The 13,268-nt window shown below is 64.9% G+C and carries 14 protein-coding genes; 5 read left to right on the top strand and 9 right to left on the bottom strand.

All coding sequences use genetic code 11. The features are described from left to right. Positions 1 to 21 precede the first annotated feature (21 nt). The 9 genes from ABIA42_RS24300 to pqqA all read right to left on the bottom strand — a co-directional run bounded on the left by ABIA42_RS24300 (position 22) and on the right by pqqA (position 8,976). Positions 22 to 1,869: a 2-oxoacid:acceptor oxidoreductase subunit alpha gene (locus tag ABIA42_RS24300; protein WP_028177521.1), complete on the bottom strand. Its 1,848-nt coding sequence runs from the start codon at positions 1,867 to 1,869 to the stop codon at positions 22 to 24. Continuing rightward, positions 1,839 to 3,638: an FAD-dependent oxidoreductase gene (locus tag ABIA42_RS24295; protein ID WP_370120400.1), complete on the bottom strand. Its 1,800-nt coding sequence runs from the start codon at positions 3,636 to 3,638 to the stop codon at positions 1,839 to 1,841. Before ABIA42_RS24295 ends, ABIA42_RS24300 begins: the two co-directional genes overlap by 31 nt. A 238-nt stretch (positions 3,639 to 3,876) precedes the next feature. Then, positions 3,877 to 4,554 carry a hypothetical protein gene (locus tag ABIA42_RS24290; RefSeq protein ID WP_370120403.1) on the bottom strand — a complete coding sequence of 226 codons (678 nt, stop codon included), beginning with the start codon at positions 4,552 to 4,554 and terminating at the stop codon, positions 3,877 to 3,879. Positions 4,555 to 4,578: 24 nt separating this feature from the next. After that, positions 4,579 to 5,565, bottom strand: a complete 987-nt coding sequence (gene pip, locus ABIA42_RS24285; protein ID WP_370120406.1) for a prolyl aminopeptidase — start codon at positions 5,563 to 5,565, stop codon at positions 4,579 to 4,581. Then, the gene (gene pqqE, locus ABIA42_RS24280; RefSeq protein ID WP_370120409.1) at positions 5,555 to 6,736 is read right to left on the bottom strand and encodes a pyrroloquinoline quinone biosynthesis protein PqqE; all 1,182 of its coding nucleotides are present in this window, start codon (positions 6,734 to 6,736) and stop codon (positions 5,555 to 5,557) included. The genes pip and pqqE overlap by 11 nt, the downstream gene beginning before the upstream one ends. Beyond that, complete coding sequence (gene pqqD / locus ABIA42_RS24275; RefSeq protein ID WP_370120412.1) at positions 6,733 to 7,044, bottom strand: pyrroloquinoline quinone biosynthesis peptide chaperone PqqD; 312 nt, start codon at positions 7,042 to 7,044, stop codon at positions 6,733 to 6,735. Before pqqD ends, pqqE begins: the two co-directional genes overlap by 4 nt. 12 nt (positions 7,045 to 7,056) lie before the next feature. Next, the gene (gene pqqC, locus ABIA42_RS24270) at positions 7,057 to 7,812 is read right to left on the bottom strand and encodes a pyrroloquinoline-quinone synthase PqqC (protein WP_370123948.1); all 756 of its coding nucleotides are present in this window, start codon (positions 7,810 to 7,812) and stop codon (positions 7,057 to 7,059) included. Between the two features lie 20 nt (positions 7,813 to 7,832). Then, positions 7,833 to 8,762, bottom strand: a complete 930-nt coding sequence (gene pqqB, locus ABIA42_RS24265) for a pyrroloquinoline quinone biosynthesis protein PqqB (protein ID WP_370120415.1) — start codon at positions 8,760 to 8,762, stop codon at positions 7,833 to 7,835. A gap of 133 nt (positions 8,763 to 8,895) precedes the next feature. Then, positions 8,896 to 8,976, bottom strand: coding sequence for a pyrroloquinoline quinone precursor peptide PqqA (gene pqqA / locus ABIA42_RS24260; RefSeq protein ID WP_007595659.1), 81 nt, complete (start codon positions 8,974 to 8,976; stop codon positions 8,896 to 8,898). A gap of 247 nt (positions 8,977 to 9,223) precedes the next feature. Here pqqA and ABIA42_RS24255 point away from each other — a divergent pair, with 247 nt between their 5' ends. From ABIA42_RS24255 to tarD, 5 genes are all read left to right on the top strand, one after another. After that, a complete protein-coding gene (locus ABIA42_RS24255) occupies positions 9,224 to 9,481 on the top strand; it encodes a hypothetical protein (protein WP_028177529.1) in 258 nt (85 codons plus the stop codon). Positions 9,482 to 9,731: 250 nt separating this feature from the next. After that, positions 9,732 to 11,132, top strand: a complete 1,401-nt coding sequence (locus ABIA42_RS24250; protein WP_370120419.1) for an amidase family protein — start codon at positions 9,732 to 9,734, stop codon at positions 11,130 to 11,132. Positions 11,133 to 11,134: 2 nt separating this feature from the next. Then, positions 11,135 to 11,611 (top strand): glutathione peroxidase, encoded by a 477-nt coding sequence (locus ABIA42_RS24245; protein WP_370120422.1) that lies wholly within the window; start codon positions 11,135 to 11,137, stop codon positions 11,609 to 11,611. An 11-nt stretch (positions 11,612 to 11,622) separates the two neighbouring features. Further along, complete coding sequence (locus tag ABIA42_RS24240) at positions 11,623 to 11,865, top strand: DUF3297 family protein (protein WP_029674077.1); 243 nt, start codon at positions 11,623 to 11,625, stop codon at positions 11,863 to 11,865. Positions 11,866 to 11,997: 132 nt separating this feature from the next. Beyond that, positions 11,998 to 13,167 carry a D(-)-tartrate dehydratase gene (gene tarD, locus ABIA42_RS24235; protein ID WP_370120426.1) on the top strand — a complete coding sequence of 390 codons (1,170 nt, stop codon included), beginning with the start codon at positions 11,998 to 12,000 and terminating at the stop codon, positions 13,165 to 13,167. Positions 13,168 to 13,268: the final 101 nt, after the last annotated feature.

Genomic DNA, 13,268 nt, shown 5'->3' with positions numbered 1-13,268 from the left:
ACGGAGAGAGTGACGCGCAAATCATGATACTGCCTTGCGGAGCGGGGTCACCTTGAGGTGATCCTGGTGGTCGCCAATGGCTTTTGCGATGAAGCGGGCGGTGATCGGCGTGCCGTCGTAATGCACGATCGGCACGAGCCGCACCGGATCGATGCCGTTCTCGTTGACGATCAGCTGGCGGAGCTGGCTGTCGCGGTTCTGCTCGACCACGTAGACGAAGTCGTGCTCGGCGAGGAAGCTCGCGACGCTCGAATGGAACGGGAAGGCGCGGATGCGCAGGCGGTCGAGCTGATGCCCGCGCGCCTCGAGCAACCCGATCGCCTCGTCCATCGCCGGCGAAGTCGAGCCGAAATAGATCACGCCATATTTGGTCGGACGTTCCGCATTGGCCTGCAGGGGCCGCGGCACCAGGTCCTGCGCGGTCTCGAACTTGCGCACAAGGCGCTGCATGTTGTCGGCGTAGACCGTGCCTTCCTCGGAGTAACGCGCATAGCGATCACGCGAGGTGCCGCGGGTGAAGTAGGAGCCCTTGGTCGGATGGGTGCCGGGATAGGTGCGGTAGGGAATGCCGTCGCCGTCGACGTCGAGATAGCGGCCGAAGTCGCGGCCCTCCTCCAGCATCTGTGCGGTCATGATCTTGCCGCGGTCGTATTGCCGGGCGTCGTCCCACTTCAGCGGACGGCAGAGCCGGTGGTTCATGCCGATGTCGAGATCGAGCATCAGGAAGATCGTGGTCTGGAGCCGTTCGGCGAGGTCGAACGCCGCTGCCGCGAACTCGAACGCCTCGGCGGGATCCTCCGGGAACAGCAGCACATGCTTGGTGTCGCCATGCGAGGCATAGGCGCAGGCGATGATGTCGCATTGCTGGGTGCGGGTCGGCATGCCCGTGGAGGGGCCGGCACGCTGGATGTTCATGATCACGGCCGGGATCTCGGCGAAATATGACAGGCCGATGAATTCCGTCATGAGCGAGATGCCGGGGCCCGAGGTCGCGGTGAAGGCGCGGGCGCCGTTCCAGGACGCGCCGATGACGATGCCGATCGAGGCCAGCTCGTCCTCGCCCTGCACGATCGCGTACTTCGCCTTGCCCGTCTCCGGGTCGTGCCGGTACTTCTTGCAGTGGGCGGTGAAAGCCTCCGCCACCGACGAGGACGGCGTGATCGGGTACCAGGCGCACACCGTGGCGCCGCCATAGACCGCGCCGAGCGCGGCGGCGCTGTTGCCTTCGATGAAGATGCGGTCGCCGACCTTGTCGGACTTCTTCACCCTGAGCCCGATCGGGCATTTCAGGTTCTGCAGCGCCCAGTCGCGGCCGAGATGCAGCGCATGGACGTTGGAGGAGAGCAGCTTCTCCTTGCCCTTGTACTGCTCGCCGATCAGCTGCTCGATCAGCTTCGGGTCCATGTCGAGCAGCGCACTGAGGCTGCCCAGATAGATGATGTTCTTGAACAGCTGGCGCTGGCGCGGATCGGTGTAGGTCGAATTGGTGATTGCGGTGAGCGGCACGCCGATCACGGTGATGTCGTCGCGGAATTTGGTCGACGGCATCGGCTTGGTGGAATCGTAGAACAGATAGCCGCCGGGCTCGATGCCGGCGACGTCCTTGTCCCAGGTCTGCGGGTTCATCGCCACCATCATGTCGACGCCGCCGCGGGCGCCGAGATGGCCGGCTTCCGTCACCCGCACCTCGTACCAGGTCGGCAGGCCCTGGATGTTGGAGGGGAAGATGTTGCGCGGGGACACCGGAACGCCGTGGCGCAGGATGGCCCGCGCGAACATCTCGTTGGCGCTGGCCGAGCCCGAGCCGTTGACGTTGGCGAAGCGGACGACGAAGTCGTTTACGCTGCTGATCGGCTTTTTGTCGGACATGTCGAACCTGCGTAGGTCATCTCGATGAAATATTTCTGCATGTCCCAGGCGCCGGTGGGACAGCGCTCGGCGCACAGCCCGCAATGCAGGCAGACGTCCTCGTCCTTGACCATCACCCGCCCGGTCTTGAGGTCGCCGGAGACGTAGAGATCCTGGTCCGGATGCAGTGAAGGCGCCTTCAGGCGCTGGCGCAGGTCGCTTTCCTCGCCGTTATCAGTGAAGGTGATGCAATCCATCGGGCAGATGTCGACGCAGGCATCGCACTCGATGCAGAGCGAGGTCGAGAACACCGTCTGCACGTCGCAGTTCAGGCAGCGGTGCGCCTCGCCGAGCGCGAGCTTGACGTCATAGCCGAGCTCGACCTCGGCGCGGATGTCCTTGAGCGCGACCACCTTGTCGCGATGCGGCACCTTGTAGCGCTTGTCGACCGAGATGTCGTTGTCATAGCTCCATTCGTGGATGCCCATCTTCTGCGAGGAGACATGCACCTCCGGCAGCGGACGCTCGCTGATATCCTCGCCCGACAGCATCTTGTGGATCGACAGCGCGGCGTCATGGCCGTGCGCGACCGCCCAGATGATGTTCTTCGGGCCGAATGCGGCGTCGCCGCCGAAGAATACTTTCGGGTTGGTCGAAGCGAAGGTCTTGGGGTCGACCTTGGGCATGTGCCATTTGTCGAACTCGATGCCGCAATCCTGCTCGATCCAGGGGAAGGCGTTCTCCTGGCCGACCGCGACCAGCACGTCGTCGCAGGGAATGGTCTGATCGGGGTCGCCCGAAGGCACGAGGTTACGGCGGCCTTTGGCGTCATATTCGGCTTTGACGTGCTGGAAGGTGACGCCGATGAGCTTGCCGGCGACGTGCTTGAATGCCACCGGCACCATGTAGTTGAGGATCGGAATATCCTCGTGGATCGCGTCCTCCTTCTCCCACGGCGAGGCCTTCATCTCCTCGAAGCCGGAGCGCACGATCACCGTGACTTTCTCGCCGCCGAGGCGGCGCGCGGTTCGGCAGCAATCCATCGCGGTGTTGCCGCCGCCGAGCACGATCACGCGCTTGCCGATCTTGTCGACATGGCCGAACGACACGTTGGCCAGCCATTCGATGCCGATATGGATGTTGCCGGCGGCTTCCTCCCGGCCGGGAATGTCGAGCTCGCGGCCGCGCGGTGCGCCGGAGCCGACGAAGATCGCGTCGTATTTCTCCGCCAGCAGCGATTTCATGCTGTCGATGCGGTGACCGCCCTTGAAGTCGACGCCGAGACCAAGGATGTAGCCGGTCTCCTCGTCGATCACCGAATTGGGCAGGCGGAACTTCGGGATCTGCGTGCGCATCATGCCGCCGGCTTCCGGATCGGCATCGAACACGGTGCAGTGATAGCCGAGCGGCACGAGATCGCGCGCCACCGTCAGCGACGCGGGACCGCCGCCGACCAGCGCAACACGCTTGCCGTTCTTCGGCGCGGGCTGCGGCAGGCGCTGCCTGATGTCGTCCTTGAAGTCCGCGGCGACCCGCTTGAGGCGGCAGATTGCCACCGGAGTCTCCTCGACGCGTCCGCGCCGGCACGCGGGCTCGCACGGGCGGTCGCAGGTGCGTCCCAGGATGCCGGGAAACACGTTCGACTTCCAATTGATCATGTAGGCGTCGCTGTAGCGGCCTTGTGCGATCAGTCGAATGTATTCGGGAACGGGGGTGTGCGCAGGACAGGCCCATTGGCAATCGACCACCTTGTGAAAGTAGTCGGGGGCCGCGATATCGGTCGGTTTCATTCCTACCCTGTCCGCGCAGGCTCAAAGACCCCGCGGCCTTTATCTTGAGCTTGGTGGACGCTTAATGCGTCTCGATCCGGTTTCTGAATGACGTCATTGGGTTAGCTTATTAGAACCGTTCCGAAGTACAACGGCAAAGTTGCGCGATCATCGCCTTTCATGGGAGCCACGCGCGCACAGCATTAGCGCCCTCCGCGCAGCATGTGCGGTGCAATATGTTGCGTTGCGGATGACTGCCTCAGCCGTGCGCGATATCGCTCTTCGCGAGGTCCCACATCAGGCAGTAGGTGCCGACCGAGATCGGAAGCGGGAAGGGCGCCGCCGCAGGACCGGTAAAGCGCTCGGCGATGACAGCCGAGACTGCGCCGACATGTGTGCCGTCGATCAGCACGAACCAGTCGCGCGCGCCTTCGTTGCGCGCCGCCGGAATTCCCGCCGTTGCACCCGACAGTTCCGGCTCGCTCTCGAGCAAATGCATGGAGATGATGCCGTCGCGCGTCTCCGGCATCAGTCTGTCCTGCAGCGCATCACGCCAGAACACGGCATTGTCGGGCGTCGGCCGCAGCCGCACCACGCCGAGCGCAGCCCCGCGTCCGGTGCCCTTGCTGATGGTGATGCGCGCGACGACGCGGAGCATGTCCTTGAAGCGCGCCATGGTCTGCCGCGACCAGTCGGTCGGGTTCGCGAGCCGCGCCCGGTAGGCGGGGCTGTCGAGCACGTCGAGCGTCGCGGTCGAATACAGGCAGAGATATTTGGGATTGGCGGCATGCGCGACATAGCGCCGCGCTTCGAGGAACCCCTCGATCGCGACGCGCTCTTCCAGATGCTCGCGATCGTACCAGCGGTTGAAATCGGCCTCATCGGCTGCGTCGATATTCATCGACGTCAGCAGCATGCCTTTCGCGGCGAGCGGCATTTTCTTGTTATCCTGCTATGCGCGCTAGCGCGCGGCCTTCGACGCGAGGTCCGCGATCGACTTCATGACGGCATCCCTCACGCCGCCATCATAGAGCGAATGTCCGGCCTCTTCCACGACGCGAATCTCGGAACTCGGCCAAACTTTCGCGAGCGCCTGCGATGTTCCGGGAGGACATAGCAGGTCATAGCGGCCCTGCACGATGATGCCGGGAATGCCGGCGAGCCGATGCGCGTTTCGCAACAGCTGATCTTCGCTCATGAAGCTGTCGTTGACGAAGTAATGCGCCTCCATGAAAGGCGTTGCTGGCAGCGTGCGCCAGACGTTCAGCGCGGCGAGGTCCAGCCGGGTCCGTGCCGGCTTGTGCTCGGACAAGGTTCGTTCAGCGTCGTGCCAGGCTCGCACCGCGGGACCGTGCACGGCAGGATCGGCATCGAGGATACGGCGCCAATAGGCGCTCACCGGTTGCTCGCGCTCCTCGGGCGTCAGCACGCTCAGGAAATCCTCGTAGAGCGCGGGATAGAACTGCGACAGGCGCGAGGTGAAGGCCGTCTCGACCTCCGCCCGCGTGCCGAGGAAGGTTGCGCGCAGCGCAATGCCGGAGACGCGCTCCGGATGCGCCTCGGCGTAGGCCAGCGCCAGCGTCGCGCCCCAGGACCCGCCGACCATCGTCCAGCGCTCGAAGCCGAATTTCTCGCGGATCTTCTCCATGTCCGTGACCAGATGCGCCGTCGTGTTGTGCTCGCGCGATCCCTTGGGCCGGCTGCGGCCGCAGCCGCGCTGGTCGAACAATACGGCGCAGAAACGATCGGGGTCGAACAGCCGGCGATGGTCGGGCTGGCAGCCGCTGCCGGGGCCGCCATGCAGATAGACCGCAGGGATTCCGTCAGCGCGGCCGACGCTCTCGACATGGAGCTCATGGCCGTCGCCGACATCGAGCATCTCGGAGGTCAGCGGCGCAAAGGGATCGGCACGCCTGACCGAACTGGCCGCGTCGGCGTCAGGCATCATTCTCGGATTCCAGAGTGCCGCCGGCGAAATTGCGATAGAGGAAACGGTTGGTCTCGCCCTCGGCCTCGCGCTCGGCCTGCTTGAAGATGGTCTCGTGCAGCGGCGACAGCGCGCAGGCCGGATCGGTGTTGGCTGCATCGCCCGTCAGCGCGAAGGCCTGGCAGCGGCAGCCGCCGAAATCGATCTCGCGGAATTCGCAACTTTTGCACGGCTCCTTCATCCAGCCGGTGCCGCGATAGCGGTTGAAGGCCTCCGAGTTCTGCCAGATCCAGGCGATCGAATGGTTGGAGCGCACCGATTCGAAGTCGAGCCCGGTGATGCTCTCGGCAGCGTGGCAGGGCAGCACCTTGCCGGCGGGCGAGATGTTGAAGAACTGCCGGCCCCAGCCGCCCATGCATTTCTTCGGCCGCAGCGCATAATAGTCCGGCACGACGTAGTCGATCGTCAGCCGGCCCTTCAGCCGTTCGCGTGCCTCCTCGACGGTGCGGGTGCACTCGTCGAGCTGCGCCACGGTCGGCATCAGCGCGGCGCGGTTCTTCAGCGCCCAGCCGTAGTATTGCACGTTGGCGACCTCGAGCCGGTCGGCGTCGAGGTCGAGCGCCATCTGGATGATGTCAGGGAGCTGATGCAGGTTCTGCCGATGCATCACCGCGTTCACGGTGAGCGGCAGATCGAGCTCGCGCGTCCATTTCGCGACTTCGAGCTTCTTGCGATGTCCGCCTTTGTAGCCGGCGACGCGATCGGCGAGGCCTTCCTCGATGCCCTGGAAAGAGATCTGTACATGGCAGAGCCCGGCATCTGCGAGCTCGCTGAGCTTCTCGCGCGTCAGCAGCACGGCCGAGGTGATCAGATTGGTGTAGAGGCCGGCGTCGCTGGCGTGCTTCACCAGCTCGACGAGGTCCTTGCGCGCGGTCGGCTCGCCGCCGGAGAAATGCACCTGGAGCACGCCGATCTCGGCGAGCTCGCTCAGCACCTTCTTCCATTCCCCGGTGGTCAGCTCCTTGGCCGAACGGTCGAGCTCGACCGGGTTGGAGCAATAGGGGCATTGCAGCGGGCAGCGATGGGTGATCTCGAGCAGCACCGCGAGCGGGATGCCGAAGGTCTCCGCCGTCGAGCGCTGCTTCTCCAGCACCGCGAGGCTGTCGCTGGGCGGGATGGTCACGTCGCTCATGACGTCTTCTCCCTGATCTCGGTGAGAAAGCCCTTGTCGGCGAGATCCTGCAGCATGACGATGACGTCGGCCAGGATCGCCTCGCGCGGCGCGGCGTATTTCGCGACCAGCTGATCGGCGACCTCGCCGACATTGCGCTGGCCGTCGCAGAGCTGCAGGACCTCGACCGCGATCTCGTCGGGCGCCAGCACCCGTTCCGGCGCCAGGATCACCCAGACCTTTCGCGTCTCGTCATATTTCAGCTTGGCATGCCGCGGCAGCACGGGGCGGCTTGCCTCGCTGACGCTGATGTTCCGCGGCCCGGCCATTGCTCTTGTCCCTCAGCTCGCTTTGGGCACGAACGCGCCCGGCGGAATGTGGCCCTCGACATAGGCGTGCTGGAGTGCGTCCAGCTGCACCCACAGCACGTTGGTCTTGAAGATCAGCGCATTGCAGACGGAGGCGCGCTCCTCTGGAGTCCTCGCATGCGTCTTGACATAGTCGAGCGCGAAATTGGCATCGCGCGGGGCCTGAGTCAGGCGGCGCTTGAAGTAGCTCATGATGTCGGGATTGACGAAATCGTAATGCTGCAACATGCCGGCGATGCGCTCCTCATGGATGCTTGGCGCGAACAGTTCGGTGAGCGAGGAGGCGATCGCCTCCAACGGGCTCTTCTCGCGGCAGTAGTGGACATAGGCTTCCACCGCGAAGCGCGTCGCCGGCAGGATGCCTTCGGTGGATTCCACGTAGGCGGTGTCGAGCCCGAGTCCCTCGGTCAGCTTCAGCCAGCGCTCGATGCCGCCTTCGCTGCCGACATCGCCGTCGTGGTCCTCGATGCGATGGCGCCATTCCAGGCGGGTGGCGCGGTCGCGGAAGCGCGAGATCACCACCGCGTCCTTGATCGGGATCGTGCTCTGGTAATAGTAGCGGTTCAGCGCCCAGGCCTGCACCTGGCCCTTGTTCAGCTTGCCGCCATGCAGCAGCTTATGGAACGGATGCAGGCTGTGATAGCGCGTCGCCCCGATATGGCGCAGCGTCGCCTCGAGCTCATCGGCGCTGGTGAGCCTGATGTCCTTGCCGATCGAGAGCGCGGTCATTCCAGTCAGTGATGCGGCGTTCACAGCACGATCTCCGTTCCATCCGCGGGTATCTGCCAGCCCGCCTGCTCAGCGGCTTTGCGCTCGGGCGAGCCGGGCAGCAGCGCCGGATTCGAGTTATTGATATGCAGAAACAGCTTCCTGTCGATACTGAGGTCGGCCAGCCGCGCGATGGCGCCGTCGTCGCCCGACATGGCGACATGTCCCATGCTCTTGCCGGTCTTGTGGCCGAGGCCGGCCCTGATCATCTCGTCGTCGCGCCAGACCGTGCCGTCGAAGAACACCAGTGCGGCGCCGTCGATCTGGGCCTTGAGCGCGTCGGTCACCTCGGCACAGGCCGCGATGAAGTAGAAGCACTTGCCCGTCGCCTTGTCGGTGATCTCAAGGCCCAGCGTGTCGCCGTCGCCGCTCTCGCCGCCCGGATGCGCCTTGCCTTCCAGATACCAGGCCGACTTGCCCGGCACCGCGAAGGGCAGCACCTCCAGGCCTGAGCGCGCGCCATCCGGCAGGCGGGGCTCGAACGGCTCGCGGAGAGTGATCGGCTGGCGCCGCACGTTCTTCTCGTTCAGCACGTTGAAGATGCTGTTGCTCGCAAGGATCGCCAGCACCTTCTCATGCGCATAGACCGTAAAGGGCGAGCCCTCGCGCATCGACAGCAGGCCCGCCACCGCATCGACTTCGCTGTTGGTCAGGATCACACCCGCAATCGGCGAGTGACGCAGTGCGCCCGCCTTGGGGTGCAGCTGTGGCGTGGCGTTCAATTGCTGCCGCAGGTCGGGGGAGGCGTTGATCAGGAACCAGTGCTCGCCGTCGCCGCTGAAGGCGACCGAGGCTTGCGTCCTTTGAAGCTCGTGGCCGCCGCTACGGGCCGCTCGGCAGCCTTCGCAGCCGCAATTCCATTGCGGAACTCCGCCGCCGGCCCCGGCGCCCAGGACGACGACGCGCAGCATGATCCGTCTCCTGGAGGTAAGGTCGCGAGGTGGATCTCAGGCCGACACAAATCCTGTCTTCCGGAAACGTATCGTGACCGAAAGAGTTCGGGCCGAAAGATCCACCTGCGCGGAACGCAATCTCACCAACCGCTTACTTGCGGGTGGCGCTCACATACATGTTGATCTCCATGCCGCAGGGCACTTCGACGATCTTCGGGGCTTTCCAGGCCATTTCGGCTCTCCATATTCGCGAATTCGGGACGTATCCGCCCACCCGTTAGACTAATGCTGGCGGAGAACTTCGCCAGTGAAATTTTCCCGAGAAGGTCATGCTGCGCCGCGAAAAATGCTAGGGGAACTTCACTTCTGAAGCGCTGCCTTGCGTCAGACGCATTCGGTCGCGAACCCTGCCCTGATAAAGCTGTTGTGAGTGCAGTGCAGCTTTGAATCCGATACAGGCGAACCAACTGGATCTCGATATGCCCAGATACTTCTTCAACACCCGTATCGGCGACGAGCTGATCGTTGACCCCGACGGCGAGGACCTGCGCAACCCCGACCGCGCCTGGGAGGTCGCCCGCCAGATGATCCTGGAGGTGGTGAAGTCCGAGGGCGCACAGCCGGCGCTGCTCGAGGCGGTCATCGAGGTGACCGACGATGATGGGGAGATCGTGCTGGAGTTTCCCTTCACCGAGGCGCTGCTCGACATCCCCGACCAGTCCGCGACAAGGCATTAGCCGCGGGTCAGCCATGGCTGGGGGGCGGGCGGTGCTCACCTCTCCCCGCCGGGGAGAGGTCGGATTGCGAAGCAATCCGGGTGAGGGGCCGCACCAGACCGAGAGACCGCAACCCCTCACCCGGATCGCATCTTCGATGCGCTCCGACCTCTCCCTACGGGAGAGGTGAGTGACCTCCTCACCCCCGCGAAATCCGCATGGCTTTGCCGCGTTCCCGGCGCTAAAAGACGCCGATTACACGGAGCAAGCCATGCAAGATCTCTGGCGCCTGTCGGCCGCCGACCTCGCCACCCTCGTCAAATCCAGGAAGGTCTCCGCCAGGGAGGCTGCGCAGGCCGGCCTCGCGCGCCTGGATGCCGTCAATCCCCGGCTCAACGCGGTGATCGATCACCGGCCGGACGATGTTCTCAGGCAGGCCGATGCCGTCGATGCCGCCATCGCCCGGGGGGAGGACCCCGGTGTGCTCGCCGGCGTGCCCGTCACCATCAAGGCCAATGTCGACCAGGAAGGCTTTGCCACCACCAACGGCCTGAAGCTCCAGCGCGACGTCATCGCGCGCGAGGACAATCCGGTGGTCGCCAATTTCCGCAAGGCCGGCGCCGTCCTGCTCGGCCGCACCAATTGCCCGGCCTTCTCCTACCGCTGGTTCACCACCAATCTCATTCATGGCGATACCAAGAACCCCCGCGACGCCGCGCTGACGCCGGGCGGCTCCTCCGGCGGCGCCGGCTCGGCAGTCGCGGCCGGCATCGGCCACATCGCCCACGGCACCGACATCGCCGGCTCGATCCGCTATCCCGCCTATGCCTGCGGCGTGCACGGCCTGCGCCCGACGCTCGGCCGTATTCCCGCCTTCAATCCGGCGCTGCCGGAGCGCCCGATCGGGCCGCAGATCATGGCGGTGTCGGGACCGCTGGCGCGCACCGTCAACGACATCAGGATTTCGCTCGAGGCGATGTCGGCCCGCGACATTCGCGATCCCTGGTTCGTGCCGGTGCCGCTGCAAGGCCCCGCGCGGGACAAGCGCGCCGCGCTCTGCCTCAACCCGGGCGGCCTTGCCACCACGCCGGAGGTGAAGGCCGCGGTGAGCGACGCCGGCAAGCGCCTCGAACGCGCCGGCTGGACCGTCGACATCATCGAAGACACGCCGCCGATGCGCGAGGCCGTGGAGTGGCAGATCAAGCTCTGGCTCGGCGACGGCTTTGATGCGCAGCTCGAGATGGCCGAGCGCGAGGGCGATCCCGGTGCGCTGGCCTGCCTGCGCGGCAACCGCGCCAGGGTCACGCCGATGAACCAGGCGAACTACGCCAAGGCGCTGACCCGAAGAGCCACGCTGACCCGCGAATGGATGCTGTTCTTCGAGAAATATGCGGTGCTGCTGACGCCGGTCTCCGGCGAGCTGCCGTTCCCGGATCATCTCGACTGCAAGGACGACGAATCCTTCAAGCGGGTCTGGGAGGCGCAGCTGCCGCAGATCGCCATTCCCTTCATGGGATTGCCGGGCCTCGTGGTCTCCACCGGCCTCGTCGGCAAGTCGCCCGTCGGCGTGCATATCGTCTCCGGCCGCTACCGCGAAGACCTCTGTCTGCTCGCGGGCGAAGCGATCGAGGCCGGCGGCGTGCCGCCGTCGCCGATCGATCCCGTGGGCTAGCGATGACCGCCATCTACGACTTCAAGGCCAACTCGCTTGCCGGCGAGGAGGTGCCCATGAGGCGTTTCGAGGGGCAGGTGCTGCTGATCGTCAACACCGCGAGCAAATGCGGCTTCACGCCGCAATATCGCGGCCTCGAGGATCTCTACCGTGATCTCTCGCCGCGCGGCTTCTCCGTGCTCGGCTTTCCCTGCAACCAGTTCGGGGCGCAAGAGCCGGGGCGGGCGAGCGAGATCCAGGAGTTCTGCTCGACCAATTACGACGTCACCTTTCCCCTGTTCGAGAAGATCGACGTCAACGGGCCGAAGGCGCATCCTCTCTATGAGTACCTGAAACATCAGCAATCCGGCCTTCTCGGCGCCTCCATCAAATGGAATTTCACCAAATTTCTGGTGGATCGTGCCGGCAAGGTGGTCGCGCGCTACGCGCCGACCGCACGGCCCGAAGGATTGCGGCAGCAAATCGAGACCCTGTTGTGAGCGAGACAATCATGAGCGACGAATTTCCGGACCGCCTGTCGGTCGACCCGAACAGCCCCTATTACAACGCGGACATTCTGGCGCGCGACGTCGGCATTCGCTTCAAGGGCATCGAGAAGACCAATGTCGAGGAGTACTGCATCAGCGAAGGCTGGGTCCGCGTCACCGCCGGCAACGCCAAGGACCGTCACGGCAACCCGCTGACCATCAAGGTGCATGGGCCCGTGGAGCCGTATTTCAGGGACAAGAAGTGACGGCAAAGCCGTCATTCCGGGGCTCGCGAAGCGAGAATCCGGAATCTCGAGATTCTCAGGTGCGCACGAGCGCACCATAGTTCGATGCTGCGCATCGCCCCGGAATGACGACAAGAGAAAGATGAGACCCCCATGTCCGTCCGCATCGTCGACGTCCGCGAGATCACGAAACCGATCTCGTCCCCGATCCGCAACGCCTATATCGACTTCACCAGGATGACGACGAGCCTCGTCGCCGTCGTCACCGATGTCGTGCGCGACGGCAAGCGCGTCGTCGGCTACGGCTTCAACTCCAACGGCCGCTACGGGCAGGGCGGCCTGATCCGCGAGCGCTTCGCCGCGCGCATCCTCGAAGCCGATCCGAAGTCGCTGCTGGATGCGGCCGGCGACAATCTCGACCCCGACAAGGTCTGGGGCGCGATGATGACCAACGAGAAGCCGGGCGGTCATGGCGAGCGCTCGGTCGCGGTCGGCACCATCGACATGGCGGTGTGGGATGCGGTGGCGAAGATCGCCGGCAAGCCGCTGTTTCGCCTGCTCGCCGAACGTCACGGCGTGACCGCCGATCCGCGCGTGTTCGTGTATGCCGCCGGTGGCTATTACTATCCCGGCAAGGGCCTGTCGATGCTGCGCGGCGAGATGCGCGGCTATCTCGATCGCGGCTACAACGTCGTGAAGATGAAGATCGGCGGCGCTCCGATCGAGGAAGACCGTAAGCGCATCGAGGCCGTGCTGGAAGAGATCGGCAAGGACGCGCAGCTCGCCGTCGATGCCAACGGCCGCTTCGACCTGGAGACGGCGATTGCCTACGCCAAGATGCTGCGCGACTATCCGCTGTTCTGGTACGAGGAGGCCGGCGATCCCCTCGACTATGCGCTGCAGGCCGCGCTCGCCGAATTCTATCCGCGCCCGATGGCGACAGGCGAGAACCTTTTCAGCCACCAGGACGCCCGCAACCTCGTCCGCTACGGCGGCATGCGCCCCGACCGCGACTGGCTGCAATTCGACTGCGCGCTGTCCTATGGCCTGTGCGAGTACCAGCGCACGCTCGAGGTCCTGAAGACCCACGGCTGGTCACCCAGCCGCTGCATCCCGCATGGCGGTCACCAGATGTCGCTCAACATAGCCGCCGGCCTCGGTCTCGGCGGCAACGAAAGCTATCCCGACCTGTTCCAGCCCTATGGCGGCTTCCCGGACGGCGTCCGCGTCGAGAACGGCCACATCACCATGCCGGAGCTGCTAGGCATCGGCTTCGAAGGCAAGTCGGATCTCTACAAGGAGATGAAGGCGCTGGCGGAGTAGGGGCTGAGCGTACTGCGGGCACGAAGGCCGCGCCAAACCCTCCGCTGTCATGCCCCGGCTTGACCGGGGCATCCAGTACGCCGCGGCGGATGTGGGGAGAA

This window comes from Bradyrhizobium sp. USDA 327 (assembly GCF_041262065.1).
GTDB lineage: Bacteria > Pseudomonadota > Alphaproteobacteria > Rhizobiales > Xanthobacteraceae > Bradyrhizobium > Bradyrhizobium liaoningense.
Note: the sequence above shows the minus strand (reverse complement) of the source record. Positions and strands in the feature narration are given on the sequence as shown.

Coding starts and splice junctions, on each gene's coding strand:
- ABIA42_RS24290 (WP_370120403.1), bottom strand. CDS start 4,554: ATGCCGCTCGCCGCGAAAGGCATGCTGCTGACGTCGATGAATATCGAC.
- pqqD (WP_370120412.1), bottom strand. CDS start 7,044: ATGGCCGGGCCGCGGAACATCAGCGTCAGCGAGGCAAGCCGCCCCGTG.
- pip (WP_370120406.1), bottom strand. CDS start 5,565: ATGATGCCTGACGCCGACGCGGCCAGTTCGGTCAGGCGTGCCGATCCC.
- ABIA42_RS24245 (WP_370120422.1), top strand. CDS start 11,135: ATGACCGCCATCTACGACTTCAAGGCCAACTCGCTTGCCGGCGAGGAG.
- ABIA42_RS24295 (WP_370120400.1), bottom strand. CDS start 3,638: ATGAAACCGACCGATATCGCGGCCCCCGACTACTTTCACAAGGTGGTC.
- ABIA42_RS24240 (WP_029674077.1), top strand. CDS start 11,623: ATGAGCGACGAATTTCCGGACCGCCTGTCGGTCGACCCGAACAGCCCC.
- tarD (WP_370120426.1), top strand. CDS start 11,998: ATGTCCGTCCGCATCGTCGACGTCCGCGAGATCACGAAACCGATCTCG.
- ABIA42_RS24300 (WP_028177521.1), bottom strand. CDS start 1,869: ATGTCCGACAAAAAGCCGATCAGCAGCGTAAACGACTTCGTCGTCCGC.
- ABIA42_RS24250 (WP_370120419.1), top strand. CDS start 9,732: ATGCAAGATCTCTGGCGCCTGTCGGCCGCCGACCTCGCCACCCTCGTC.
- pqqA (WP_007595659.1), bottom strand. CDS start 8,976: ATGGCCTGGAAAGCCCCGAAGATCGTCGAAGTGCCCTGCGGCATGGAG.
- pqqB (WP_370120415.1), bottom strand. CDS start 8,762: ATGCTGCGCGTCGTCGTCCTGGGCGCCGGGGCCGGCGGCGGAGTTCCG.
- pqqC (WP_370123948.1), bottom strand. CDS start 7,812: ATGACCGCGCTCTCGATCGGCAAGGACATCAGGCTCACCAGCGCCGAT.
- pqqE (WP_370120409.1), bottom strand. CDS start 6,736: ATGAGCGACGTGACCATCCCGCCCAGCGACAGCCTCGCGGTGCTGGAG.
- ABIA42_RS24255 (WP_028177529.1), top strand. CDS start 9,224: ATGCCCAGATACTTCTTCAACACCCGTATCGGCGACGAGCTGATCGTT.